This window comes from Cobetia sp. AM6 (assembly GCF_009617955.1).
Classification (GTDB): domain Bacteria; phylum Pseudomonadota; class Gammaproteobacteria; order Pseudomonadales; family Halomonadaceae; genus Cobetia; species Cobetia amphilecti.
Genome location: NZ_AP021868.1, coordinates 950975 through 974781 on the forward strand (window position 1 = coordinate 950975; position 23807 = coordinate 974781).

General features: G+C 63.6%; 25 protein-coding genes and 1 tRNA gene. 10 read left to right on the plus strand and 16 right to left on the minus strand.

What is annotated here, in order from left to right:
• Positions 1-58: 58 nt before the first annotated feature.
• Together CLAM6_RS04050 and CLAM6_RS04055 are read right to left on the minus strand one after the other, a co-directional pair.
• Positions 59-604 (minus strand): Mpo1 family 2-hydroxy fatty acid dioxygenase, encoded by a 546-nt coding sequence (locus CLAM6_RS04050; RefSeq protein ID WP_153635214.1) that lies wholly within the window; start codon positions 602-604, stop codon positions 59-61.
• A gap of 221 nt (positions 605-825) precedes the next feature.
• Positions 826-1278, minus strand: coding sequence for a nucleoside diphosphate kinase regulator (locus tag CLAM6_RS04055; protein ID WP_153635215.1), 453 nt, complete (start codon positions 1276-1278; stop codon positions 826-828).
• Between the two features lie 171 nt (positions 1279-1449).
• Here CLAM6_RS04055 and CLAM6_RS04060 point away from each other — a divergent pair, with 171 nt between their 5' ends.
• On the plus strand, positions 1450-1836 hold the full coding sequence (locus tag CLAM6_RS04060) for a YnfA family protein (RefSeq protein ID WP_347237572.1): 387 nt from the start codon (positions 1450-1452) through the stop codon (positions 1834-1836).
• Positions 1837-1970: 134 nt separating this feature from the next.
• Entirely contained in the window at positions 1971-2342 is a 372-nt protein-coding gene (locus CLAM6_RS04065; protein ID WP_153635216.1) for a hypothetical protein, read from the plus strand.
• A 269-nt stretch (positions 2343-2611) separates the two neighbouring features.
• On the opposite strand, the gene CLAM6_RS04070 is transcribed toward CLAM6_RS04065, so the two are convergent.
• The 6 genes from CLAM6_RS04070 to bioB form a co-directional block, all read right to left on the minus strand.
• Positions 2612-2696: transfer RNA gene (locus CLAM6_RS04070), tRNA-Leu, on the minus strand.
• A gap of 99 nt (positions 2697-2795) precedes the next feature.
• A complete protein-coding gene (gene bioD / locus CLAM6_RS04075; protein WP_242007738.1) occupies positions 2796-3548 on the minus strand; it encodes a dethiobiotin synthase in 753 nt (250 codons plus the stop codon).
• A gap of 94 nt (positions 3549-3642) precedes the next feature.
• Positions 3643-4497: a methyltransferase domain-containing protein gene (locus tag CLAM6_RS04080; protein ID WP_242007739.1), complete on the minus strand. Its 855-nt coding sequence runs from the start codon at positions 4495-4497 to the stop codon at positions 3643-3645.
• Between the two features lies 1 nt (position 4498).
• A complete protein-coding gene (locus tag CLAM6_RS04085; RefSeq protein WP_153635218.1) occupies positions 4499-5326 on the minus strand; it encodes an alpha/beta fold hydrolase in 828 nt (275 codons plus the stop codon).
• Positions 5323-6684: an aminotransferase class I/II-fold pyridoxal phosphate-dependent enzyme gene (locus CLAM6_RS04090; RefSeq protein WP_242007740.1), complete on the minus strand. Its 1362-nt coding sequence runs from the start codon at positions 6682-6684 to the stop codon at positions 5323-5325. Before CLAM6_RS04090 ends, CLAM6_RS04085 begins: the two co-directional genes overlap by 4 nt.
• A gap of 6 nt (positions 6685-6690) precedes the next feature.
• Positions 6691-7869 (minus strand): biotin synthase BioB, encoded by a 1179-nt coding sequence (bioB, locus tag CLAM6_RS04095; protein WP_153635219.1) that lies wholly within the window; start codon positions 7867-7869, stop codon positions 6691-6693.
• Positions 7870-8289: 420 nt separating this feature from the next.
• Here bioB and CLAM6_RS04100 point away from each other — a divergent pair, with 420 nt between their 5' ends.
• The 6 genes from CLAM6_RS04100 to CLAM6_RS04125 all read left to right on the plus strand — a co-directional run bounded on the left by CLAM6_RS04100 (position 8290) and on the right by CLAM6_RS04125 (position 13584).
• On the plus strand, positions 8290-8901 hold the full coding sequence (locus CLAM6_RS04100; protein WP_153635220.1) for a ComF family protein: 612 nt from the start codon (positions 8290-8292) through the stop codon (positions 8899-8901).
• Positions 8902-9083: 182 nt separating this feature from the next.
• The gene (locus CLAM6_RS04105; protein WP_153635221.1) at positions 9084-10181 is read left to right on the plus strand and encodes a serine/threonine protein kinase; all 1098 of its coding nucleotides are present in this window, start codon (positions 9084-9086) and stop codon (positions 10179-10181) included.
• Positions 10182-10515: 334 nt separating this feature from the next.
• A complete protein-coding gene (folE, locus tag CLAM6_RS04110; protein WP_153635222.1) occupies positions 10516-11067 on the plus strand; it encodes a GTP cyclohydrolase I FolE in 552 nt (183 codons plus the stop codon).
• A gap of 86 nt (positions 11068-11153) precedes the next feature.
• Positions 11154-11558 (plus strand): dihydroneopterin triphosphate 2'-epimerase, encoded by a 405-nt coding sequence (gene folX / locus CLAM6_RS04115; RefSeq protein WP_043332416.1) that lies wholly within the window; start codon positions 11154-11156, stop codon positions 11556-11558.
• Between the two features lie 125 nt (positions 11559-11683).
• Complete coding sequence (locus CLAM6_RS04120) at positions 11684-12028, plus strand: hypothetical protein (RefSeq protein ID WP_153635223.1); 345 nt, start codon at positions 11684-11686, stop codon at positions 12026-12028.
• Positions 12029-12126: 98 nt separating this feature from the next.
• A complete protein-coding gene (locus CLAM6_RS04125; RefSeq protein WP_043332412.1) occupies positions 12127-13584 on the plus strand; it encodes an NAD-dependent succinate-semialdehyde dehydrogenase in 1458 nt (485 codons plus the stop codon).
• Between the two features lie 687 nt (positions 13585-14271).
• Here CLAM6_RS04125 and glsB read toward each other — a convergent pair.
• Positions 14272-15213, minus strand: coding sequence for a glutaminase B (glsB, locus tag CLAM6_RS04130; protein WP_153635224.1), 942 nt, complete (start codon positions 15211-15213; stop codon positions 14272-14274).
• A 349-nt stretch (positions 15214-15562) separates the two neighbouring features.
• On the opposite strand from glsB, the gene CLAM6_RS04135 reads away from it, so the two are divergent.
• Positions 15563-15802, plus strand: a complete 240-nt coding sequence (locus CLAM6_RS04135) for a DUF2061 domain-containing protein (protein ID WP_153635225.1) — start codon at positions 15563-15565, stop codon at positions 15800-15802.
• A 61-nt stretch (positions 15803-15863) separates the two neighbouring features.
• Complete coding sequence (locus CLAM6_RS04140; RefSeq protein ID WP_153635226.1) at positions 15864-16991, plus strand: amidohydrolase family protein; 1128 nt, start codon at positions 15864-15866, stop codon at positions 16989-16991.
• Between the two features lie 121 nt (positions 16992-17112).
• Here the strand turns inward: CLAM6_RS04140 and purH are convergent, their stop codons facing one another.
• From purH to aroQ, 7 genes are all read right to left on the minus strand, one after another.
• On the minus strand, positions 17113-18690 hold the full coding sequence (purH, locus tag CLAM6_RS04145; RefSeq protein WP_107335370.1) for a bifunctional phosphoribosylaminoimidazolecarboxamide formyltransferase/IMP cyclohydrolase: 1578 nt from the start codon (positions 18688-18690) through the stop codon (positions 17113-17115).
• Between the two features lie 62 nt (positions 18691-18752).
• Entirely contained in the window at positions 18753-19049 is a 297-nt protein-coding gene (gene fis / locus CLAM6_RS04150) for a DNA-binding transcriptional regulator Fis (RefSeq protein ID WP_043331993.1), read from the minus strand.
• Positions 19046-20080, minus strand: a complete 1035-nt coding sequence (gene dusB, locus CLAM6_RS04155) for a tRNA dihydrouridine synthase DusB (RefSeq protein ID WP_043331991.1) — start codon at positions 20078-20080, stop codon at positions 19046-19048. The genes fis and dusB overlap by 4 nt, the downstream gene beginning before the upstream one ends.
• Before the next feature lie 166 nt (positions 20081-20246).
• On the minus strand, positions 20247-21161 hold the full coding sequence (gene prmA, locus CLAM6_RS04160) for a 50S ribosomal protein L11 methyltransferase (RefSeq protein ID WP_043331989.1): 915 nt from the start codon (positions 21159-21161) through the stop codon (positions 20247-20249).
• Between the two features lie 124 nt (positions 21162-21285).
• Positions 21286-22626: an acetyl-CoA carboxylase biotin carboxylase subunit gene (gene accC, locus CLAM6_RS04165; RefSeq protein ID WP_153635227.1), complete on the minus strand. Its 1341-nt coding sequence runs from the start codon at positions 22624-22626 to the stop codon at positions 21286-21288.
• Between the two features lie 19 nt (positions 22627-22645).
• Positions 22646-23119 (minus strand): acetyl-CoA carboxylase biotin carboxyl carrier protein, encoded by a 474-nt coding sequence (gene accB / locus CLAM6_RS04170; protein WP_043331985.1) that lies wholly within the window; start codon positions 23117-23119, stop codon positions 22646-22648.
• A 173-nt stretch (positions 23120-23292) separates the two neighbouring features.
• Positions 23293-23733 carry a type II 3-dehydroquinate dehydratase gene (aroQ, locus tag CLAM6_RS04175; RefSeq protein WP_043331983.1) on the minus strand — a complete coding sequence of 147 codons (441 nt, stop codon included), beginning with the start codon at positions 23731-23733 and terminating at the stop codon, positions 23293-23295.
• Between the last annotated feature and the right edge of the window lie 74 nt (positions 23734-23807).

Sequence of the window (23807 nt, forward strand, 5' to 3'; positions counted from 1 at the left end):
TGTTGTCGGAATCCCTGTCCATCGGGGCGTGTCGGCAAGCTGCATGCCCTCTGGACGCTCATGACCGCTCGGTCGGCTCATCCTGCTTCAGCAACCAGTCACGCATGGCGGGGAACAGCTCGACCAGCACGAACAGCGGTCCGATCAGCAGCTGACGCAGATCATCGAGGAAGGCCGGTTTGCGGCCCTCGATACGATGGCCGACGACCTGACCGACCCAGGCGACCACGAAGGCCGCCAGCATCATCGGTGTCACCGGCCAGTTGAGCCCGAGCATCACGAACATCAGCGCCAGGCTTGCCAGGGCCCAGACGGCCATCACGCCAAGTACCCTGAGGGAGAAGCGCGCATAGACGGCCAGGACCGCCAGGGTGACCACGCCACCGGGCAGCATCCACACACCTAGCCCCGGTTCACTCGATAGCCCCTGCCCTCCGAGCAGTCTCCACAGCAGGATCAAGCTGGCAGTGAAGATGATAGGCACGCAGACAAGATGCATGCGGATGTTCTCACGATGTTGATGACTGGCCGCGTAGTGCTCGAGAGCTTCATGCAGGCGCCGGTGAGCGGCTGTCTTGACATGAGGGTGCGATAATATACCCATGAGGCATTCTCCAGACAGACATTGAAAATGCCCGCATGCGCAGGTGCGCAGCGGGATCGATGGCGTGTTATGTCAAGGAGCAATGGCGTGAGCCAGCAGGGTCCGGCAACCCTGCTGGCTCCTGTCAGCGTAGCGTATTGCCGCGCTGCCAGCCTGTGTCAGCACAGGGCTGACTGACGAACCCGGCGCTTTTCAGGCGTGAATCAAGTGGCCCTGGCCCTTCAGAGATGGAACTGACCGCAGGCTTCCGGCTGATGCAGGATGGCTTCCAGGCGGATGACGTCACTCTGGCCATCTTCCCGGGGCAGCGTGATCTGCTCGCCAACCGCCATTCCCAGCAGCGCGATGCCCAGTGGTGACATGATGCACAGCGCCAGTGAGGTCTCTTGCTCTTCGGGTTGCGGCAGGTGGCTGCGCAGCGACATGCACTCACCATCCTCCGGGGTAGGGTAGTGCAGTGTCAGCTCGCTATCGCCGGAGCGCGACCCCTTGAGGCGCAGGCGACTGCGCATGCTGACGCGGTCTTCGGGGAAGTCATCGGGGGGCACGATCTCTGCCTGGATCAGGCGGCTTTCGAGGCGAAGCGACAGCTCATCATCGTGTTGCTGAGCGTCGATCAGGCGCTGGAGGCGGTCAGCGTCCAGGCGGTTGATGATCAGTCGTTGCCGAGTCATCGTGGGGTTCCTTGTTATCGAGTCACTGCGCGATATCATGCGCAGCAAGACGGCGCCAATCCTGGCTTGGTCAATACGGAGAGACGGACAGGGGATCCATCGGCCGTGATTGTCCATGGATTGTCCGCTAATTAATCCTAGCGGCTTTTGACGGGGTGCGGGAGTCGTCTGATGCAGACAACTTTCATGGCGCTGTCACCCAGGGCTGCCAACCTCACGCGAGACTCATCGATGTCGATTCTCTGGATATATCCGCTGGCGGCGCTCGCCGAGATCGCCGGCTGCTTCAGTTTCTGGGCCTGGTGGAGACTGGAGCGTAGCCCCGGCTGGCTGATTCCCGGCATGCTCAGCCTGGCGCTGTTCGCCTGGCTGCTTTCACTGGTCGACGTCAGTCACGCCGGGCGCGCCTTTGCCGTCTATGGCGGTGTCTATATCGCCGCGTCAGTGGCCTGGCTGTGGCTGGTCGAGCAGCAGTTGCCCAGTCGCTGGGACCTGCTGGGGACACTGGTCTGCCTGGCGGGCAGCGCCATCATCGTGCTGGGCGCCCGTGCGCAATGAGCGCAAATGTCTTGTTTATTAGTATTTTATTAAATATGTCGGGCGTTGAGCATGAGAGCGCTCATTGTTGGGTATACTGCGCCAAGATGAGGCAATGACCCTCGGGATTCGATCTGACGCAATGAGGCACCAGCATGCAGTGGGAATGGTTATGGGGGCTGGGCGGCCTTGGCATCGGCGGTTTCATCGGCTTCTGGCTCGGTCGCTGGCGGCCGCGCAGAGAGGAATGGAATCAGGCCGTGCAACCACTGCTATCGGCATTGGTGGAGGCGGAGTCAGACGTTGCGCGTGGTGAGCGGCTGGCGCTTGATCCCTCGCTGCTCGACGCCTTTCGCCAGGTGGCCTCGCGTCGCGAGTTCTATCGCTTCACCAGCGGGGTCGAATACGTGAATCTGCAGCTCGCCGCGGCGCATGCCGCGCATCATGACCGTGAAGAGCGCCAGCTGTTGCTGGATCAGGCGCGTGTCAGCCTGGCCAATCTGCAGGACAGCCTAAGACGACGCTGAGGTTCGTCCAGACGCGCGAATGCCGCACCGCAGATCGACCGAGGGTCGCAAAGCAGAGGAACGCAGAGCAGGAGAGCGTAGAGCAGGTTGTTTGCAAAGCAGAGTAACGCAGAGAGAGGGCGTGAAACGAGTATAGCAACCGACGGAAAGGCACCGACGACGATTGGTGCAGAAGGCATCAGATGACACGACGCATGCACGACAGACAAAAGCGAGAGGACTTGCTGACTGCGCGAGGCAGCTGGGGAGCATCAGCAAAGGCTTGCTGATGGTGCGGAAGGGGGGACTCGAACCCCCACACCTTGCGGCACCAGAACCTAAATCTGGCGTGTCTACCAATTCCACCACTTCCGCGAGAAGCAGGGCTGCATTTTACCTGTGATGCCTTTCAAGTCAATCGCTTGTATCGATTATCCCCTGAATTTTCCCGCCTTGTGCTGCGCCTTCAGCGCCTCACTCCTGTACGACATGCACGCTACGTGATTCCAGCCCGCAGGGCAGTTGCAGATAGCTGGCGGCGCGCTCGGCGGCGTGGCGTGTATTGGAAAGATCTTCATCGCACATCCACGGTACGACGCCCAGGCAGGGGGCTCGCAGCGTGCGTGACAACGTCGCCATGTTGTCTTCGCTGACCTCGATATCCGCTTCCAGATGGTTGATGACGTAGCCGGCGATCTCCAGCCCATCGCGCTCGATGGCCTCAAGCGTCAGGCGCGCATGATTGATGCAGCCCAGGCGTAGCCCGACGACCAGAATCACCGACAAGCCCAGCTCGATGGCCAGGTCCGAGAAATCCTCATCGTCATTCAGCGGTACCCGCCAGCCGCCAGCGCCTTCCACCAGCAGCAGGTCGCGCGGTGCACTCGTCCGCTGGCCCCGCACATGCGCCGCGATCTTCGCCACCTCGAGATTGACGCCCACCTGACGCGCGGCAATGTGCGGCGCGATGGCCGGCGCGAAGCGCCAGGGGTTGATGCTTTCGTAATCCGCTTCCGGTTCGCACTGCGCCTGCAATGACAGGGCGTCGGCGTTGACCAGACCATCGTGATTCTCGAAGCAGTCAGAGGCCACGGGCTTGAGGCCCAGCGTGGTCAAGCCGCGCAGGCGAGCACGTGCCAGCAGGGCGCTGGCGATGAAGGTCTTGCCGATTTCGGTATCGGTACCGGTCACGAAGGCGGCGATGCCATGTTCGGCTCTCGCAGGCAAAGCAGTGTCCCGTGACGAGCTGTCCGCGGTTTTCATATCAGTTTTCATTGTATCCGAGCGAGGCAGGTAATTGTCTTCAAGCAAAGTATCAGTGTTATTCGTACGCAATTCTGAACGGTTTTTCGAGCACAAGTTCAATGACTTGATAGCTTACAGGCAATCCCTTTGCGGTACGCAACGTTTCATGCCGCGCCTTGGCCTGCTGCACCTCGGCGCGTGTCAGGCGCCGGCCAGTGGCGGTCTGTGCCCCGATGCCCTTGATCGAGGCCATGACCGCGGCGACATCGGGATAGTGAAATATCCGCGGGCGTAACTGCCAGTGGCAGCGCAATCCGGCGGCTTCTGCATGGCGTGCAAGATGGGCGGCGCTGGGGAAGTGACGCACGGAATCATCCGCGCGCTGCCAGGCATGGCGTACTTCCTTGAGGGTGCCGGGCCCCAGGGTGTTGATGTGCGCTCGAGCGCCGGGTTTCAAGGTGCGTGACAGTTCCGCGAGCCATTGCCGAGGGCTATCGCACCATTGCACGGCCAGGCTCGAGAACACCAGGTCCAGACTCGCATCGGCCAGTGGCAGGCGCTCGGCATCGGCGCGTAGCCAGTGCAGGCGTTCAGGGCTGCCACTCGCAAGCTCGCTCGTCTGGCGTGCGGCTTCACGCAGCATCTCAAGCGAGAGATCCAGCCCCATGCAGCAAGCCCCAGAGTAGCGCTGCGCCAGTTGGAGGGTCCAATGTCCGGGCCCACAACCGAGATCGAGCACACGGGCATCGGCCGGCAGCCGCTCAGGGAGCGAGGCGAACAGGGAGGCCGCCATGGCGTGCTGCGCCTGCGCCAGCGTGAGGTAGTCGGCAGCGCCGCGATCAAAGGCGCGGGCAATCTGCTGGCGGCTCGTGGCAGGCGTGAACGGGGGCGTTGCAAGCTCTGCAGGCGACATGCTGACGGCAATCGACATCTCAGGCCTCCTCGCTGATGCGCGTGACGTGGGTGGCGAGGCCCATGCGCGCGAGCAGGGCATCGGCAAGCGCCTCGGTCGCGCTCAATGGCAGGCAGTGGCCGCCCTCGAATTCCGCGACCACCTGGCCCTGTGCGCGCAGCGCCGCACTCAGGCCCGGCGCCAGTAGCGGGTCCTGCTTGCCGAGCCAGAACTCGAGCGGTAACTCTGATTGAGGTGCCAGCGACATCTGGCGGCTGGCCAGTTCCGCCAGTCCTGCCGCCAGCACCGCTTCGCGACTGACGGGGTGGCGACCGATCAGTTCGCGCAATTGCCTGAGGCAATCACGCGCAGAGGCCTCACCACTGGCCTGCCAGCGCAGAAAGTGTTGCCAGCTGGCGGTGGGATTGCGAGCGAAGGCTGTGCGGAAGTCGTCCAGCACTTCTGGTGCCAGGGCGGGAATCATCTGCTCAACTGCGGCCTGGTCGATGAAGCTTGGCCCCATGGCCAGCGAGACAAGGGCGGCCGGCGCCTGCTTCTTCGCCAGCGCCTCGGCCCGCAGGGCACCCAGCGACCAGCCCAGCCACAGGGTATCGGCGCCGCCCAGCGAGGCTTGCAAGGCAGTCGGTTCTGAGCTTGCCCGTGAATCGTCCTGCGGGCCTTCTTCTGGCCAATCCGGCGCGATGATCTCCAGCGGGCGACTCTTTGCCTCGTCAGCTGCCTGCTTATCTGCCTGCTCATCTGTCTCAGTGACGTTAGCGAGGCGTGCATGCAGGCAGGTGATCAAGGGCTGCCAGATGCGCGCATCGATGCCCCAGCCGCTGAACAGCACCAGACGAGTCAGCGTCATGGCGTGACTCCTTCTGGGCTGATGGTTGGGGAAGCCGAGCGGGGCTGGGCCTTTTCCGCTGCCAGTACCGCTTCGAGAGCGTCGAGCAGTGCCGCGATATCCTCGGTCGTGTGCTCGGCGGAGAAGGTGAAGCGCAGGCGCGAGCTGCCGGCGGGCACCGTGGGCGGGCGGATGGCCGAGACCAGTACGCCACGTTCGCGCAGTGCCGCGCTCCAGGCCAATGCCCGCGCTTCGCTGCCCAGAATCAACGGCTGAATCGGGGTCAGCGGGGCAGAGGGTGAAATGTTCGTGTCGGCTGGCGTCAGCCCAAGCGCGAGCCCACTGCCCGCCAGCAGATGGGCACAGCCATCACGGAACTGCTGCACGCGGGCCTGCAACTGCTCACGACGCTGCGGCTCGCGCGCGACGATCTCCAGCGCCGCCAGGGTAGCGGCGGCGACATGCGGTGGTTGCGCGGTGGTGTAGATGTAGGGGCGTGCCAGCTGGATCAGACTCTCGATCAGCGCATCGCTGCCGGCGACGAAGGCGCCGCTGCTGCCGAGCGCCTTGCCCAGGGTGCCGACCAATACCGGCACGTCAGCCAGCGGGGTATCGCGCCCGACCAGGCCTTCGCCATGCTCGCCCAGCACGCCCAGCCCATGGGCATCATCGATCATCAGCCAGGCGCCATGCCGGGCGCAGGCCTGGCTCAGGCCCGCGATATCGGCGCAGTCGCCATCCATGCTGAACACGCCATCGCTGATCACCAGCTTGTCGTCGGCCCGGGAGCGCGCCAGCTGGCGCTCGAGGTCTTCAAGATCGCGATGGTGGAAGCGACGCGAGCGCACGGCAGTGGTGCCGGAGGACGCCAGGCGCGCGCCATCGAGGAGGCTGGCGTGATTGAGGCGATCATGGAAGATCTCGAGGCTGCGACCGGCCTCGCGCGAGGCGCTCGCCAGCGCATCGATCACGCCCAGATTGGCCATGAAGCCGGTGGAGAACAGCAACGCGCGTGGCCGCCCGGTCAGCTCGGCCAGGCGAGCCTCCAGCTGGTGGTGAGCGCGCTGGTGGCCATTGACCAGGTGAGCGCTGCCGCTGCCGACACCGAATTCACGCGCCGCGCGACAGCCGGCCTCGACCAGCGCCGGGTGGTTGGCCAGCCCCAGATAGTCGTTGGCGGTGAAGTTGAGCAGCGGGCGCGCCTCTGCATCGGCTGCCTGCCCGGCGAGGCTGACGTGGGGGCCCTGTGGCGAATCCAGCGTCAGGCGCCGGCGATAGCGGCCGACCCGCTCACGCTGAGTGAGCAGGTCCTCCAGATGCGTGAAGCTGGCGCTGGACTGAGGGCTTAAGCGCGGGCGGGCGGGCGTGTCGGTGGCCACGAGCGATCAGACCACCAGGCCGCAGGGCTTGCGTTCGCGAACATGGCCTTCGCTGCTGGCGGGCGTCGCCTCGCGCGTGGCGTCATAGAACAGGCTGCCCTCGACATTGGCGCGTGCCTGTTCTTCCATGGCGGCCTTCAGAGCGGCTTCGCGCACTTCGTCGCTGGCGACTTCCTGGCGGGTCTCCGGGTGCAGGCCGAGGCGCTCGAACAGCTCGCGGTCACGGTTGGCCTGCGGGTTGCCGGTGGTCAGCAGGCGCTCGCCATAGAAGATTGAGTTGGCGCCGGCGAGGAAGGCCAGTGCCTGGGTGGAATCGTCCATCTGCTCGCGGCCGGCGGACAGGCGCACGTGGCTCTTCGGCATCATGATGCGTGCTACGGCGATGGCGCGGATGAACTCGATGGGATCGAGGTCATCGACATTCTCCAGCGGCGTGCCCGCCACCTTGACCAGCATGTTGATCGGCACCGATTCCGGCTGCGGCTCCAGATTGGCCAGCTGACGCAGCAGGCCGGCACGGTCGGTGGTGGTCTCGCCCATGCCGAGGATGCCGCCGGAGCACACCTTCATGCCGGCTTCGCGCACGCTGGCCAGGGTGTCCAGGCGCTCGCTGTAGCTGCGCGTGGTGATGATCTCGCCGTAGTACTCCGGTGAGGTGTCCAGATTGTGGTTGTAGTAGTCGAGGCCGGCATCCGCGAGCTTTCTGGCCTGATCGGTATCGACCATGCCCAGCGTCATGCAGGTCTCGAGTCCCAGCGACTTCACCTGACGCACCATCTCGGTGACCACTTCGAGGTCGCGCTCACGCGGGCTCTTCCAGGCCGCGCCCATGCAGAAGCGGCTGGCGCCGGCGTCCTTGGCGGCACGCGCCTGCTCGACCACCTTCTCGATTTCCATCAGCTTTTCCATGCCAAGGCCGGTGTTGTAGTGGCCTGACTGCGGACAGTACTTGCAGTCTTCCGGGCAGGCGCCGGTCTTGATCGACAGCAGGGTGGAGACCTGTACCGCATTCGGGTCGAAGTGCTGGCGGTGCACCTGCTGGGCACGGAACAGCAGGTCATTGAAGGGCAGGGCGAACAGCGCCTCGATTTCCGCGACGCTCCAGTCATGGCGTACCACGCTGTCATCGGCAGGCGCAGGGATATTCGTGGCTTGTGTGGTCACGCGGGAGGCTTCTACGGTCATGAGCTTGAGGTCCTTCATCAGGCGGGCAGAGCGAGAGTGCGCTGAGCCGGTCATCCGTGGGTGAGTCCGGGAGTCGGCAGCCGAGCTGGCAAGTGGCCAGTCAACGCATCGAGTAGGGTCAGGTTAACTGAGATGATAGAGTTTCCGCGGGCGCTGTCAACGATGAGAACTCTGCTGATTGACCACTGGCAGCTGTCGCGACCCTGCGCCTTCTGTCAGCGTCAGCTGACGACAGCCATGCCCGGCGCGACCGAACGGCAGAGCGCTTCAGTGTCACCTCCCCATTCATTTTCCTCTCCAGCGACACGCTCGCCTCATGAGCGAGAGCTGACATCGCGCCGCGAGTGGTGCGACGCCTGCGAGGCGAGAATCGCGCGCAATCAGCATGCCTGTCCGCGTTGTGCTGAGCCTGTCGCCTCATTGGCATTGAGTCAGCAGGCCTGCGGGCGGTGCCTGTCGTCACCGCCCGCCTTTGCGCGCTGCTTTGCGCCGCTGCGGTATGAAGGGTTGCTGGCGGGGCTGTTCCAGCGCTACAAGGACCAGCATCAGCGCCGCGCTGGGCGACTGCTGCGCCAGCTCATGCAGCGGGAGCTGGCGCACTTCTGTCGCGAGTGGCGCCAGGCGCATCCTCACGGCGCAGTGCTGCTGGTACCGGCAGATGCCTATCGTCGTCGCCAGCGCGGCCATGATGCGCTGGCGGAACTGTGTCGCGGGCTGGGCCCCGCCATCGCCGGCCATCAGCGGGATATGGCGCGGGTGCGCGGCAGGCGCATGCCGCACGAGGCGTCAGTCGCGGTGGCCAGGGCAGCGCCGGATCAGCGCCTGCGGGATAGGCGCGGGCGTCTGAAAGCGCAGCGTGGGCGTTATGACATCGACGGCCTCTTGCCCGAGCACGTGCTGCTGATCGATGACGTCATGACCAGCGGTGCGACGCTCGACAGTCTTGCTCAGGCCTGCCTGCGGGTCGGTGCCCGTGAGGTCGATGCCTGCGTGCTGGCGCGGACTCCCCTGGCCTTGCGCGGGGCGCTGTGACCCGAAAACGCGACACGAAGTAGAGCTGCCCGACACATGCCGCCGGGGCTGAGCCTCGAAACGGGCGTTGAACTCAGCGGGCAGGCGGGGTCAATCAGGGAGAAGACTGGCGTGCAGAGGGTCTAATCTCATAGCATGCAAGGTCCGGCAGCCGTTTGCTGGTCCATGCCCGAGGAATTGCCATGCCTATTGATCCTGTTTCCCCCGATGACACGCAATCTTCCGGCACCTCGCGCGAGTTGGATGCGCGCTCCAATGGCAACACCTGGTCGACGACATCCGCGCCAGAGGGCCATGGAGACACGCGTTTTCATCCCTTCGATGCTCTCGCGCCGGACCGTGTCGTGGCCGCTGTCGAATCGCTGGGCTTCTGGTTGCCCGGCGAGCCGTTCGCGCTGAACAGTTACGAGAATCGTGTCTACCATCTCGCCGATGATGACCGACGCCGCTGGGTGGCCAAGTTCTATCGCCCCGAGCGCTGGAGCCGTGCCCAGATTCTCGAGGAGCACGCCTTCCTGGCCGAGCTGGATGAGGCCGGTGTCCCCGGCGCCCCCGCGTGGGCGAACGAGGCCGGCGAGACGCTGCATCGATTCGAGGGCTTCGACTTCGCTCTCTTCCCGCATGTGGTGGGGCGCGCGCCGGAGCTTGAATCTGCCGAGCACCTCTATCAGCTGGGTGAGCTGATCGGCCGCGTGCACGCGGTGGGGCGCAAGAGCGCGTTTCGCGAGCGGGAGACGCTCTCGCCGCTGCGGATTCTCGAAGAGAGCTGCGCCAGCGTGCTGGCCTCCGACTGGCTGAGTGAGCGTCAGCGCGACAGCTACCAGCGTGTCATCGAGGCATTGCGCCCGTTGGTCGCGGAGCAGAGCTGGCCGGAAAGCGCCCTGATCCGTACCCACGGCGACTGCCACATCGGCAACATGCTGGGGCGTGATGACAGCTTCGCGCTGGTCGACTTCGATGACTGCCTGAGCGCCCCGGCGGTGCAGGACCTGTGGATGCTGTTGACCGGCCAGAGCGACCCGGAGCTGCACATGCAGCTGTCCGAAGTGCTGGAGGGCTACGAGCAGCATTGTGAGTTCAATCGCAGCGAGCTCAAGTGGATCGAGACCCTGCGCACACTGCGCATGGTGCGTCACAGTGCCTGGGTGGTGCGGCGCTGGTCGGACCCCGCCTTCCCGCAAGCCTTCTCGCATGTGGCGAGCCTGGGCTACTGGGATGACCACATTCGCAGCCTGGAACAGCAGCGCGTCGCGCTGTCTGCGCCGCGTTGGCTGGCCTAGCGATCGCGACATGGCCTGGTAGTCGCGACATGGCCTGGCAGTCGTGACATGACCTGAAGGTCGTCGCGAGGCCTGAGCCCCTTTGACGAAGTGAGTGACATCGCCCCTTCATGCGCCCCCATCGGTTACCGATGGGGGCGCATGTGTTGCATGGATACGACAATCGCGTGAACAGACCTGCGTTGACGGCATGCCTGAGGTAGAATCTGGCCCTGACATTGAACACGAAGTTATACGATTTCTTGCCATCTGATCGCTTGTGTATGACTTTTGTGCTTTACCCCTGCTATGCGTGCGCTAGTGCGCGCCCCTGACCGATACCATAGGCAGACGGATGACCGAAGAGATTGCCAACCACTACCGCCAGATCATCACCGCGTTGGGTGAGGATCCAGAGCGTGAGGGCCTGCTGGATACGCCCAAGCGCGCGGCCAAGGCCATGCAGTACCTGACTCATGGCTATCAACAGTCGTTGGAGGAGATCGTCAACGGCGCTGTCTTCACCTCCGATACGGACGAGATGGTACTGGTCAAGGACATCGAGCTTTACTCGATGTGCGAGCATCACCTGCTGCCGTTCATCGGCAAGTGCCACATCGCCTATCTGCCGTCTGGCAAGGTGCTCGGTCTGTCCAAGTTCGCGCGTATCGTCGACATGTATTCGCGTCGCATGCAGATTCAGGAAAACCTCACCAAGCAGATCGCCGAGGCCGTTCAGCAGGTCACCGGTGCACGTGGTGTGGCCGTCGTGGTCGAAGCGCGTCACATGTGCATGATGATGCGTGGGGTGGAAAAGCAGAATTCCAGCATGAAGACGTCCGTGATGCTGGGCGCCTTCCGCGAAAATCAGCCGACCCGTCAGGAATTCCTGACGTTGATCAGCTGACAGCAGAGTGAAGACGCCGCCTTTCGAGGCGGCGTTCTTGTCTGGGAGTCATCTCGCGCGTTTCCCTTGATCAGGAGTCCCTGCCGATGCCGATGCATGCCTTGCACGATGAACATCTCGATCACGATCTCGCCACCATTCGCATCAAGAATCTGCGCCTGAGGACCTATATCGGGATCAATGAAGACGAGATCCAGAACCGCCAGGATGTCGTGATCAACGTGGTGATCCGCTATCGCGCGGCACGCGCCGTGCAGTTCAATCACATCAGTGAAGCGCTCAATTACCGCACCATCACCAAGCAGTTGATCCGTCATGTCGAGGAAGGGCGTTTCGCGCTGCTCGAACGCATGACCCGTGAGGTGCTGGATATCGTGATGGCGCACGAACAGGTGCTGACGGCGCAGGTCGAGATCGACAAGCCACATGCCTTGCGCTTCTCTGACTCGGTGTCTATCACCCTGTCGGACAGTCGCGAAGCGCATGACTAGTCGGCCGGGGCAGGTGTTGAGAAGCTCAGGTGTCGAGAAAGTCAGATGTCGAGAAGCTCAGATATCGAGAAGGTCAGATGTCGAGAAGATCAGGCGCAAAAGCCTGAAGAGTCGGGAGACATGATGTGATCGGGGAAATCATCCATTTCGATGATGCAGAACAGCAGGGCACCATTCGGGACGAGAAGGGCGGTGAGCACGCCTTCGATCTGGTCGGCTGGCGCGGGCGTGGCTTGCCGGGGCCGGGGCTGGCGGTGGACTTCGAGCTTCGCGACGGGCGTGCAGTGCAGGTCTTCAATGCGCGGATCAAGCAGCAGAAGGCGCGGCGAGTCGTCTCGATGCCGCCCGAGAGCGAGACCGGCGAGGCGCCCTGGCCCACGGCTGACGCCGCCAGGCCAGCAACGCGCAAGCGCTGGTGGCTCGCCGGGCTGGCCATCGTGGTACTAGTACTGGCAGGGTTGTGGATCTAGCGCCACGCCCGCATCTAGGCTATATCAGGTTAGTCTTGAGTAGTCTCGGTTAGCCGGGAATCACTGCCTTGACCCACAAGCACGCCTCGGGAGTCTTCATGGAACATCTCAACGATACCAGTCTGTTTCGTCCATTTGCCTATATCGACGGTGGATGGGTAGCCGCGGATTCCGGCGAGCAGATCGAGGTCGACAATCCTGCCACCGGCGAGATCATCGGCCGCGTGCCTCGGCTGGGTTACGCCGAGACCGAACGCGCCATCGAGGCGGCGCAGCACTCCTTCGCGGACTGGAAGGAGACGCCGGCGCTGGAGCGCGCTGACATCCTGATGAAGTGGTACGCCTTGATGCTGGAGCACAAGGATGATCTGGCGCAGATCATGACGCTGGAGCAGGGCAAGCCCCTCGCCGAAGCCGCCGGTGAAATCCAGTACGCGGCCAGCTTCCTGCGCTGGTTCGCCGAAGAAGGTCAGCGCGTGTATGGCGACACCATTCCGGCCGCCAAGCGTGACCAGCGCATCCTGGTGCTCAAGCAGCCGGTCGGAGTGGTGGGGGCGATCACGCCGTGGAACTTCCCAGCCTCGATGATTACCCGCAAGGCGGGCGCCGCGCTGGCCGCGGGCTGCCCGATCGTGGTCAAGCCGGCCAGCCAGACGCCGTTCTCGGCGCTGGCGCTGGCGGTGCTGGCGGAACGCGCTGGCGTGCCGCGCGGCGTCTTCAACGTCGTGCCGGGCTCGGCCAAGGACATCGCCAAGGCGATGACCGATTCCAGCATCGTGCGCAAGGTGACCTTCACCGGCTCCACGGAAGTCGGGCGTGGCCTGATGGCAAATGCCGCGCAGCATATCCAGAAGATCTCGCTGGAGCTTGGCGGCAACGCGCCCTTCCTGGTGTTCGAAGACGCCGATCTCGATGCGGCGGTGGAAGGCGCGATGGCGGCCAAGTTCCGCAATGCAGGTCAGACCTGCGTCTGCACCAATCGCTTCCTGGTGCAGTCCAGCGTGGTCAATGCCTTCAGCGAGAAGCTGGCTGCTGCCATGAACGCCGAGCTGACCGTGGGCAATGGCCTGGAAGAGGGCGTCAAGGTCGGTCCGTTGATCGATGGCGACGCCGTCGAGAAGGTCACCGAGCACGTGCAGGATGCCCTCGACAAGGGCGCCGAACTGCTGCTGGGCGGCCATCCGCATCCGCTGGGGGGCAGCTTCTTCACGCCGACCCTGATCTCGCAGGTGACGCCGGAGATGAAGGTCGCCCGTGAGGAGACCTTCGGACCGTTGGCGGCGATCTTCCCCTTCGAGAGCGAGGAAGAGGCGATCGAGATGGCCAACGACACCGAATTCGGTCTGGCCAGCTATTTCTACAGCAGCGACCTCAAGCGTGTCTGGCGCGTCTCGGAAGGTCTGGACTACGGCATGGTCGGTATCAATACCGGGCTGATCTCCAACGCCGCTGCGCCCTTCGGTGGCACCAAGGCATCGGGGCTGGGCCGTGAAGGCTCCAAGTATGGCCTCGAGGAGTACATGGAAACCAAGTATCTGTGTCTCTCACTTGGCTGATCCATCGTCATCGGATCTGCGCTGTCGATCTTTGCTTGAGCCTTGCATCCTCGAACTTTGCCTCCTGGAGCTTTGCATCGCTGATTGATGGCCAGCGCTCAAGGCAGTGATTGGACACGCCATCAGCTGGCAAAAAGCCCGCCCGGGAAACCGGGCGGGCTTTTTCATGCCATGCATTTATTCCACCTGTCTGCGCCGAGTGTGGTGCAACTTGGCCATGGAATTTTCGCTGCTGATGAGAGCGATCTTTTTGCTTCTGATGAGAGAACGGCATGCGCGTCGCGACAAGAGGCGCATGAGTCATTGGTCGTAGAGATGGAGTGTCTCGCGCTGCACGTGTCAGACCAAAGCGGTATATCGCGGCCTTTTAGCGCAGATCAGGGCCAAAGACAGGTGTGCTTTGTCGGCATTCTCTTACTTGTGCATATGCTTATTTACGCTACAGTCAAAGAGCGGGACCTGTGGTGATAGTCTTCAAGGATTGAAGACAGGGCGAGTGGCGTGGCGGACGCGACTCGCCCTTTTTTATTGCCGGATTTCTGATCTCGGGTTTGGATCTCTGATCTCGGGTTTGGATCTCTGATTTCGGGGTCGGATCTCGGATCTTGGCTCTCGCGCCGCAACCCTCATGCCGCAACGCTCACTTCCCAGTCCCCATCTCAGTCCTCACTTCTCGGCTCGCAGGTCTCACCCCAGTGGCGAAAGCCCCATGCCCGCCACCAGGCCTTCCAGTGCATGTCGCCCGGCAATCGAGTTGCCGTAGCCGTCCAGGCGTGGTGACCAGACGCAGATGCTCATCTGTCCCGGCAGGATGGCGATGATGCCACCGCCGACGCCACTCTTGCCCGGCAGACCCACCCGCCAGGCGAAGTCGCCTGCCGCGTCGTAAAGCCCGCAGGTCAGCAACAACGCATTGAGCTGGCGTGTCTCCAGCGGCGAGACCACTTCCTTGCCATCCAGCGGATTGACGCCGCGATTGGCGAGGAAGGCGAAGCTGCGCGCCAGTTCCACGCAGTTCATCGACACCGAGCAGCTGTGGAAGTAGGTATCCAGCAGGTCATCCACATCGGAATGCACATTGCCGTAGGCCTGCATCAGGTAGGCCAGCGAGGCATTGCGTGCCTTGTGGTCCATTTCCGAGCGCGCGACCTTTTCATCGAAGCCGATATCGTCGCTGCCGGACAGACGCCTGAGCTGCTCACGCAGGGTGTTCTGGATCGAGACGATACGCGACACCAGCAGGTCGGTGATCAGCAGGGCACCGGCATTGATGAAGGGATTGCGCGGAATGCCGTTCTCGACCTCCAGCTGCATGATCGAGTTGAAGGCCTGGCCGGAGGGTTCACGACCGACGCGCGACCAGATCTCGTCGCTCTCAAGACGCTGCATCGCCAGTACCAGCGCATGCACCTTGGAGATCGACTGGATCGAGAAGCGGGTATGCGCGCTGCCGGCGTACTGGACACGGCCATCCACATGGCAGACGGAGATGCCGAACTGGTCAGGGTCGACCTGCGCCAGTGCCGGGATATAGTCCGCGACCTTGCCCTCGTTGAAGCAGCGGCTGGCATCATCGGACAGGCGTTCGAGCAGTGTCTGGAGAGCATCGGGGTCGAGTGGCGGCGTCATGGCAACCTTGAAGCAGCGGTAGAGGAAAATGGCGCGAAGCTGGCCGGGCCATCGTGACAACGGCGCCATCGGGCATCAGGTCGAGAGTGGCGCGAGGGGCCGGCAGGGCATTCTAGCGGATATGACCGCAGCTGGCGCGCTCGATGCCGCTGGCAGGGCGTGCCATCAGGTCGGCTCAATCGCGTGATAGTTGACGCTTATCAGCCAGGTAGTGCAAAGTGATTTCTACATGCAGTTGAGAATCGTTATTATTGGTTCATCAAGGCAGCACGCAGTTGCCTGACCCCATGACATGCGACGCGCTGAGGCTCAGCGTCTCGCTGAGTAGACCGCCCGGAGGGCAGCCAACATGATCAAGACATTGACCTTTGCCAGCATGCACTTCTCCATCGCCTTCGGCGTCACCTACCTGCTGACCGGCGATATCGTGGTCGGCGGCCTGGTCGCCATCGTCGAGCCGGCGGTCAACACCGTCGCCTTCTTCTTCCACGAGAAGGTCTGGAACCGTGTCACCGCGCGCCGCCAGCAGGCTGCTGAGCAGCAGGCGAACTCGCGAAACGCCATGAGCGGGGCGGCACTGGCGGGCTGAGGCTGCTTGCGCGTGGCAGGGATGCGCCGCAGAATCGAGCGACCTTTTCCCGGAGCTCCCCATGCTGAAGCTTGCCCCTCGCATCGTCCGTGCCTCTCTTCCTGCCAAGGCCTCTTGTCCTGCCGAGCTCTCTCATCCTGCCCGCGCCCGCCAACGTCCTCTCGTCCAGGGGGCGTTGGCGTTGCTGCTGGGGCTTGCCGGCAGCCTGTCTGCTCTCGAATCCGTGTCAGCCGACGAGACGCGCGATTATCACTACAGCGACGCCCATCTGCACTTCGTGGACTTCTTCCAGCAGGGTGATGGTCTGGGGGCCTTGCTGGATGCCATGGACGAGGCGCAGGTCGATCACGCCCTGGTCACGGGCATCGGCGTTGCCAAGAAATGGCAGCAGGACGCGCCCAAAAAGCCACGGTACTACATGGGCGATGATGCGCCGGTCTACTGGTATTCCGGTACCGACTACATCCTGGCCGAGGCGCTGACTCGCGCGCCCGAGCCGGTACAGGCGCGTTTCTCGCCGTTCATCACCGGCTTCAACCCCACCGATCTGAACGCTGCCGACGAGATTCGCCAGCTGATGGCGATCTATCCCGGCTTCTGGAAGGGCATCGGGGAGGTCTTCACGCGCCATGACGACCTGACGCGCCTGACCGAAGGCGAGACGCCGCGCGCCAACCATCCGGCCTTGATGAAGGTCTATGCGCTGGCGGCGGAGAAGGGGCTGCCGGTGATGGTGCATTCCAACATCACCAGCAAGCGGGAAGGGCATGAGGGCCTGTATCTCGAGGAATTCGAGAGTGCGGTGCGCGACAATCCGGACACGACCTTCATCTGGGCACACGCCGGGACCAGTGCTGAGCTCAATCGCCGTCTGGGGCGCATGACCTGGCTGCACGGCGAGATCGAGCGCATGCTGGAAACCTACCCCAACCTGAATATCGACCTGTCCTGGTCGGTGCTGGAACCCTACTTGCTGGATGATGAAGGGCAGCCGCGCTCGCGTTGGGTGTCGCTGGTCGAGCGCTTCCCGCAGCGCTTCGTGCTTGGCAGTGACGTGGTCGGGCGCTTCGGCTCGGTGGGCGATATCCTCGCCAGCTATACGCCCTTCCTCGATGCGCTGTCGCCACAGGCGGCGCGCAATGTCGCGCGCGACAACTTCCTGCGCTGGGTCAACCTGCCGGTCGAATGACCGCGTTTCTTGTCAGATGCACATGAAAAAGCCCCCGCCAGCATGTCGCTGGCGGGGGCTTTCTGCGTGGGCGCTAGCTTAGGTACCCGTTCAGGTACCTGTGCAGGTCAGCGAGGATTGATCAGTGACGGAAGTGACGCATGCCGGTGAAGACCATGGCGATGCCGGCTTCGTTGGCCGCATCGATGACTTCCTGATCGCGCATGGAGCCACCCGGCTGGATGACGGCAGTGATGCCGGCCGCCGCAGCGGCGTCGATGCCGTCGCGGAACGGGAAGAAGGCATCGGAGGCCATCACGGAGCCCGGCACTTCCAGACCTTCATCGGCGGCCTTGATGCCGGCGATCTTGGCGGAATAGACGCGGCTCATCTGGCCGGCGCCCACACCGATGGTCTGGCCATCCTTGATGTAGACGATGGCGTTGGACTTGACGAACTTGGCCACTTTCCAGGCGAAGGTCAGGTCGTTGAGTTCCTGCTCGCTCGGTGCACGCTCGGTGACGACCTTGAGCTCATCACGGCCGACCATGCCCTGGTCGCGGTCCTGGACCAGCAGACCGCCGGTGACACGCTTGAAGTCGTGACCGCCGGTACGCTCGGCCGCCCAGGCATCCGCGACGTCGAGCAGGCGCACATTGGCCTTGGTGGCGACGATGGCAGCCGCCTCTTCGCTGATGCCCGGGGCGATGATCACCTCGACGAACTGACGCGAGACGATCGCCTGCGCGGTCTCGGCGTCCAGCGGCACGTTGAAGGCGATGATGCCGCCGAAGGCGCTGGTCGGGTCGGTCTGGAAGGCACGCTCGTAGGCGGCCAGGGCAGACTCGCCGATGGCGACGCCACACGGGTTGGCGTGCTTGACGATGACACAGGCGGTCTCGTCGAAGGCCTTGACGCATTCGAAGGCGGCATCGGTGTCGGCGACGTTGTTGTAGGACAGCGCCTTGCCCTGCACCTGCACCGCCGTGGCGACGCTGGCCTCGGTGGCACCGTCCTCGACGTAGAAGGCCGCCTTTTGGTGCGGGTTCTCGCCGTAACGCATGTCCTGCTTCTTGCTCAGGCTGACGTTGTACTGACGCGGCAGGCCTTCGCTGCCGCCTTCGACACGCTGGCCCAGCCAGTTGGCGATGGCGCCATCGTAGGCGGCGGTGTGCTCGAAGGCGGCCACGGCCAGATCGAAGCGCGCGCCATCGCTGACGGCGTTGTCGTTGGCATCCATCTCGGCGATCACGCGGTCATAATCCGAGGCGTTGACGACGATGGTGGTGTGGGCGTGGTTCTTGGCGCAGGAACGCACCATGGTCGGGCCGCCGATATCGATGTTCTCGATGGCGTCTTCCAGCGAGCAATCCGGATTGGCCACGGTAGCGGCGAACGGGTACAGATTGACGATGACCATGTCGATGGGGTCGATGCCGTGCTCGGCCATCACCGCATCATCCTGGCCGCGACGGCCGAGAATGCCACCGTGGATCTTCGGGTGCAGGGTCTTGACCCGGCCATCCATCATTTCCGGGAAACCGGTGTGCTCGGACACTTCCGTCACGGCAAGGCCGTTGTCCTTGAGCAGGCGGAAGGTACCGCCAGTGGACAGCAGGGCGACGCCGCGGGCGTCCAGGGCACGAGCGAATTCGACGATTCCGGTCTTGTCGGAAACACTCAGGAGGGCGCGACGGATGGCTTGGGGCTTGGCTTGCATGATGCTCCACTCGTGGATCAACAAAAAGACGCCGGGGCACCTGTAAAGGTGCCCCGGCGGGGTCAGATCAGATCAAACTGCTTGAGCTTCTTGCGCAGTGTGCCTCGGTTGAGGCCCAGCATGTCGGCGGCGCGGGTCTGGTTGCCCTGCGCGTGGGCCATCACCGCCTCCAGCAGCGGCGCCTCGACCTCGGCCATCACCATGGCATGCAGGTCGGTGACCTGCTCGCCATCCAGGTGGGCGAAGTAGCGCGCCATGGAGTGCTCGACGGCCTCGCGCAGGGTCTGATGGTGCCGCACGGGCGTCATCAGGGTGGCCTGGCTTGCGTCGTCGGGTGAAAGAGGGTGCCTGCTGGTCATGCTGCGTGACTTCCTTGCGTCTCGGTGCGGGCGATGCCTTCCGGCTCGCCGAACAGGCGGGTCAGAAACTGGCGCTGTTGTTCCGGCTCCTCGAGGGGATTGAAGTGGCGCTTGAGCTCACTGCCATCCTCCCGCGTCGCCAGATACCAGCCCACATGCTTGCGCGCGATGCGCGTTCCCATGTAGTCACCGTAGAATTCGTACAGGGCCTCGAGGTGGGTGCGCATCACGAGGGCGCGCTCCGCATCGCTCGGGCCACAGGCTACCTGGCCGGTGGCCAGGTAGTGATTGATCTCGCGGAAGATCCAGGGATTGCCCTGGGCCGCACGGCCGATCATCACGGCGTCGGCGCCCGTATAGTCAAGCACATGTCGCGCCTTCTCGCCGCTGTCGATATCGCCATTGGCGAAGACCGGAATCGACACCGCGGCCTTCACGGCGGCGATGGTGTCGTATTCGGCCTCACCGGTATATTTCTGCTGGCGAGTGCGACCATGCACGGACAGCGCCTGGATGCCGGCGCTTTCGGCCATGCGCGCGATGGCGATGGCGTTGCGCGTCTCTTCGCACCAGCCGGTGCGCATCTTGAGCGTGACCGGCACGTCCACGGCGCGCACCACGGCATCGAGAATCTCGCCGACGAGCTTCTCGTCGCGCATCAGGGCAGAGCCGGCGGCCTTGTTGCAGACCTTCTTGGCCGGGCAGCCCATGTTGATGTCGATGATCTCGGCACCCATCTCGGCGTTGAGTGCCGCGGCCTCGGCCAGCATGGCGGCATCACCGCCGGCGATCTGCACGGCACGCGGGCCGGGTTCGCCGGCATGGTTCATGCGCGTGCGGGACTTGACGGTATTCCACAGCCGCTTGTCACTGGTCACCATCTCCGATACCACCAGCCCGGCGCCCAGCTCACGACATTGCTGTCGGAACGGGCGATCGGTGACACCGGCCATCGGGGCCAGAATCACGCGATTGGGAAGCTGATGTACGCCGATGCGGGGCAGGTCGGCGGGAAGCGGAGTATCGGTCATGGGTCTCGTGTCATGCGAGTGGTGTCAGGCGCGCGAACCGTTGTCGTGTCAGGGATTCGCGGGGGCGTCATGATACCTAGAGCGCCGCAGGGTTTGAAGGGCTATTTCATCCACAATGCGTCGCGGATGCGTTCTCCCTGCGCGGCTGCGGCGCTCATGGCGTGGCTCAGCCCATCAGTGGACGCTGACCATTGAGGCGTACCCAGCCATCGCGCTCGGTGGGCTCTTCCATGATCAGGCCGGCTTCACGATAGGCGTCGAGCACCTCTCCCGCCTGGGGCGCGAGAATGCCGGAGAGCGCCAGCAGGCCACCCGGGGCGACGCTGCCCGCGATCTGCGGAGCCAGTTCGACCAGCGGGCCGGCCAGGATGTTGGCGACCACGATCTGATAGCCCGCGTCCGGCAGGCGGTCCGGGTAGCACAGGGTCAGCTGGTCGCTGACGTCATTGCGCTGGGCGTTCTCACGCGAGGCCTGCAGCGCCTGCGGGTCGATATCGGTGCCCAGCGCATCCACCGCGCCGAGCTTGAGCGCGGCGATGGCGAGAATTCCGGAGCCGCAACCGAAGTCGAGCACGCTGTGCTGGGCGAGCTTGCCATCGACGGCCAGCCCATCGAGCCATTCCAGGCACAGGGCGGTGGTCGGGTGGGTGCCGGTGCCGAAGGCCAGGCCGGGGTCGAGCATCAGGTTGACGGCGTCCTGCTCCGGCGCATCGTGCCAGCTGGGCACGATCCACAGGCGCTGGCCCATCTTGAGCGGCTCGAAGCCGTCCATCCATTCACGGGCCCAGTCACGGTCCTCGAGGATCTCGACCTCGATCTCCGGGCAGGGCTCATCGGGAATCAGTGCCGCCCAGCCGGCCTTGACCCGCTCGCGCATGGCCTCGATGCCTTCGGTGCCATCCCACAGGCCAGTGAGGACAGTCTCGCTCCACAGCGGCGTGCTGCCGAGGTCAGGTTCGAACAGCGGTTGGTCTTCAGCATCCTGCAGCGTGATGGCGCAGGCGCCTTCTTCCATCAGCAGATGCTCGAGAATCTCGGCGTGGTCGGGGGCGATACGCGCCTTGAGTTGCAGCCAGGACATGGTGACTCCTGTCGATGGGCGATAAGAAAGGGGAGGAGGGCACAGACGACAGAAGGGCAGCCGAGGCCACCCTTCTGTCGTGCGTCTATCGGCAACACGCGTCACCGATCTCAAGCGGGGCGTCTTACAGGCCCAGCTTCTTCTCCAGATAATGGATGTTGACGCCACCTTCCTGGAAGCCGGCATCACGCACCAGATCCTTCTGCAGGTCAGTGTTGGTCTTGATACCTTCCACCAGCAGCTCGTCGAGGGCATTGCGCATGCGCGTCAGTGCGATCTCGCGGCTCTCGCCCCAGGTGATCAGCTTGCCGATCAGGGAGTCGTAGTGCGGCGGAACGGTGTAGCCGGAGTACAGGTGCGAGTCCATGCGCACGCCCAGACCGCCCGGCGCGTGATAGAGCTCGACCTTGCCCGGAGACGGCATGAAGGTGCGCGAATCCTCGGCATTGATGCGGCACTCGAAGGCGTGACCGCGCAGCTCGATATCTTCCTGCCTCACGGACAGCGGCAGGCCGGAGGCGATGCGCAGCTGTTCCTTGACGATATCGATGCCAGTGACCATTTCGGTCACCGGATGCTCGACCTGAACACGAGTGTTCATCTCGATGAAGTAGAAGCCGCCGTTCTCGTACAGGAACTCGAAGGTGCCGGCGCCACGGTAGCCGATCTCGATGCAGGCATCGGTGCACGACTTGAGTACCTTGGCACGCGCTTCTTCGTCCAGCTGCGGCGCCGGTGCTTCTTCCAGCACCTTCTGGTGACGACGCTGCAAGGAGCAGTCGCGGTCATACAGATGGATGGCGTTGCCCTGGCCATCGGCCAGTACCTGGACTTCGACGTGACGCGGGTTCTGGAGGAATTTCTCCATGTACACCGTGCCGTCGCCGAAGGCCGCGGCCGCTTCACCCTGGGTGATGCTCACCGAGGACAGCAGGCTGGCCTTGGAGTGCACCACGCGCATGCCGCGACCACCACCGCCAGCGGCGGCCTTGATGATCACCGGATAGCCGATGCGCTCGGCGATGGCGTACATCTCGTCTTCGTCTTCCGGCACCGGGCCATCGGAACCCGGCACGGTCGGGACGCCGGCCAGCTTCATCGCCTCGATGGCCGCGACCTTGTCACCCATCATGCGGATGGTGTCAGCGCGCGGGCCGATGAAGGCGAAGCCGGAACGTTCGACCTGTTCGGCGAAATTGGCATTTTCCGACAGGAAGCCGTAGCCCGGGTGGATGGCGTCGGCGTCCGTCACCTCGGCGGCTGCGATCAGCGCCGGGATGTGGAGATAGGATTTGGCAGAGGAGGCCGGGCCGATGCACACAGCTTCATCCGCCAGGCGGACGTGCATCAGGTCGCGGTCGGCCTTGGAGTGCACCGCTACCGTCTTGATGCCCAGTTCCTTGCAGGCGCGAAGGATGCGAAGGGCGATCTCGCCGCGGTTGGCAATCAGTACCTTGTCGAGCATGGTGACGTGTCCGTTGGGATCAGGAAATGACGATCATGGGCTGGTCGAATTCAACCGGCTCGCCGTCTTCGATCAGGATGGCTTCGACGACGCCATCCTTGTCGGCTTCGATCTGGTTCATCATCTTCATGGCTTCGACGATGCAGACGGTATCACCTTTCTTGACGCTCTGGCCGACTTCGATGAAGGCCTTGGAGCCCGGCGCCGGAGAACGGTAGAAGGAGCCGACCATCGGGGAATTGATGGTGTGGCCCTGCGGCGCAGCCGGTGCTGCCGGAGCGGCCGGTGCTTCAGCGGCGCCAGCGGCTGCCGGAGCGGCCTGCTGCATCGGCTGCTGCTGCATCATCATCGGGGCCTGCATCATCGGCTGCTGGGCGAAGCCCTGCGGATGGCGGCTGATGCGAACGGACTCTTCGCCTTCCTGGATCTCGATTTCGCTGATGTTGGACTCTTCGAGCAGCTCGATCAGCTTCTTGACCTTGCGGATATCCATGAAATTAATCCCGATGTAAATGTGGCTGGAAATGGGGGTGTGCAGCCGTGATAGCGGCGGCTGCGGGCGACAGCCCCGACGGCTGTCCCGACCATGGCGATGGCCGGTGAATCCTGGTATCAGGCAGTGATGAGGCCTGATGGCGGTGCGTGAACACCGCTCTGGACGTGCCCTTACTGCGCGAGATCGTCCAAGGCGGCGTCAAGCGCCATGTCATAGCTTCGAGCGCCAAAGCCCATGATCACGCCGCGTGCCACATCGGAAAGATACGAATGGTGGCGGAACGGCTCGCGGGCATGGGTATTGGAAAGGTGCAGCTCGATGAACGGGAGTGCGACGCCGAGTAGCGCATCGCGCAGCGCAACGCTGGTATGGGTAAAGGCCGCCGGATTGATCAGGATGATGGCGGTGCCATCTTCACGGGCAAGGTGGATACGCTCGATCAGCACATGCTCGGCATTGGACTGCAGCCAGTCCAGCTGATGGCCGGCCGCGCTGGCGCGCTGGACCAGACGCTGGTGGATATCCTCCAGCGTGGTGGTGCCATACACCTCGGGTTCACGGGTCCCCAGCAGATTGAGATTGGGGCCGTTGAGTACCAGGATGCGCGCCATGAAAGTCCCTTGTGTCAGCCGTGCTCGAGCACCAGGCTCATTGAGCTGTTAACCCATGAAGAAAATGCAAAGAT

Coding starts and splice junctions, on each gene's coding strand:
- accB (WP_043331985.1), bottom strand. CDS start 23,119: ATGGATATCCGCAAGGTCAAGAAGCTGATCGAGCTGCTCGAAGAGTCC.
- purH (WP_107335370.1), bottom strand. CDS start 18,690: ATGCAAGCCAAGCCCCAAGCCATCCGTCGCGCCCTCCTGAGTGTTTCC.
- glsB (WP_153635224.1), bottom strand. CDS start 15,213: ATGACGCCGCCACTCGACCCCGATGCTCTCCAGACACTGCTCGAACGC.
- aroQ (WP_043331983.1), bottom strand. CDS start 23,733: ATGGCGCGCATCCTGGTACTCAACGGCCCCAATCTCAATCTGCTGGGG.
- CLAM6_RS04135 (WP_153635225.1), top strand. CDS start 15,563: ATGATCAAGACATTGACCTTTGCCAGCATGCACTTCTCCATCGCCTTC.
- prmA (WP_043331989.1), bottom strand. CDS start 21,161: ATGTCCTGGCTGCAACTCAAGGCGCGTATCGCCCCCGACCACGCCGAG.
- CLAM6_RS04125 (WP_043332412.1), top strand. CDS start 12,127: ATGGAACATCTCAACGATACCAGTCTGTTTCGTCCATTTGCCTATATC.
- CLAM6_RS04065 (WP_153635216.1), top strand. CDS start 1,971: ATGCAGTGGGAATGGTTATGGGGGCTGGGCGGCCTTGGCATCGGCGGT.
- CLAM6_RS04140 (WP_153635226.1), top strand. CDS start 15,864: ATGCTGAAGCTTGCCCCTCGCATCGTCCGTGCCTCTCTTCCTGCCAAG.
- bioB (WP_153635219.1), bottom strand. CDS start 7,869: ATGACCGTAGAAGCCTCCCGCGTGACCACACAAGCCACGAATATCCCT.
- folE (WP_153635222.1), top strand. CDS start 10,516: ATGACCGAAGAGATTGCCAACCACTACCGCCAGATCATCACCGCGTTG.
- dusB (WP_043331991.1), bottom strand. CDS start 20,080: ATGACCGATACTCCGCTTCCCGCCGACCTGCCCCGCATCGGCGTACAT.
- fis (WP_043331993.1), bottom strand. CDS start 19,049: ATGACCAGCAGGCACCCTCTTTCACCCGACGACGCAAGCCAGGCCACC.
- CLAM6_RS04060 (WP_347237572.1), top strand. CDS start 1,450: ATGCAGACAACTTTCATGGCGCTGTCACCCAGGGCTGCCAACCTCACG.
- CLAM6_RS04050 (WP_153635214.1), bottom strand. CDS start 604: ATGGGTATATTATCGCACCCTCATGTCAAGACAGCCGCTCACCGGCGC.
- CLAM6_RS04085 (WP_153635218.1), bottom strand. CDS start 5,326: ATGACGCTGACTCGTCTGGTGCTGTTCAGCGGCTGGGGCATCGATGCG.
- CLAM6_RS04105 (WP_153635221.1), top strand. CDS start 9,084: ATGCCTATTGATCCTGTTTCCCCCGATGACACGCAATCTTCCGGCACC.
- folX (WP_043332416.1), top strand. CDS start 11,154: ATGCCGATGCATGCCTTGCACGATGAACATCTCGATCACGATCTCGCC.
- accC (WP_153635227.1), bottom strand. CDS start 22,626: ATGCTCGACAAGGTACTGATTGCCAACCGCGGCGAGATCGCCCTTCGC.
- CLAM6_RS04055 (WP_153635215.1), bottom strand. CDS start 1,278: ATGACTCGGCAACGACTGATCATCAACCGCCTGGACGCTGACCGCCTC.
- CLAM6_RS04080 (WP_242007739.1), bottom strand. CDS start 4,497: ATGTCGATTGCCGTCAGCATGTCGCCTGCAGAGCTTGCAACGCCCCCG.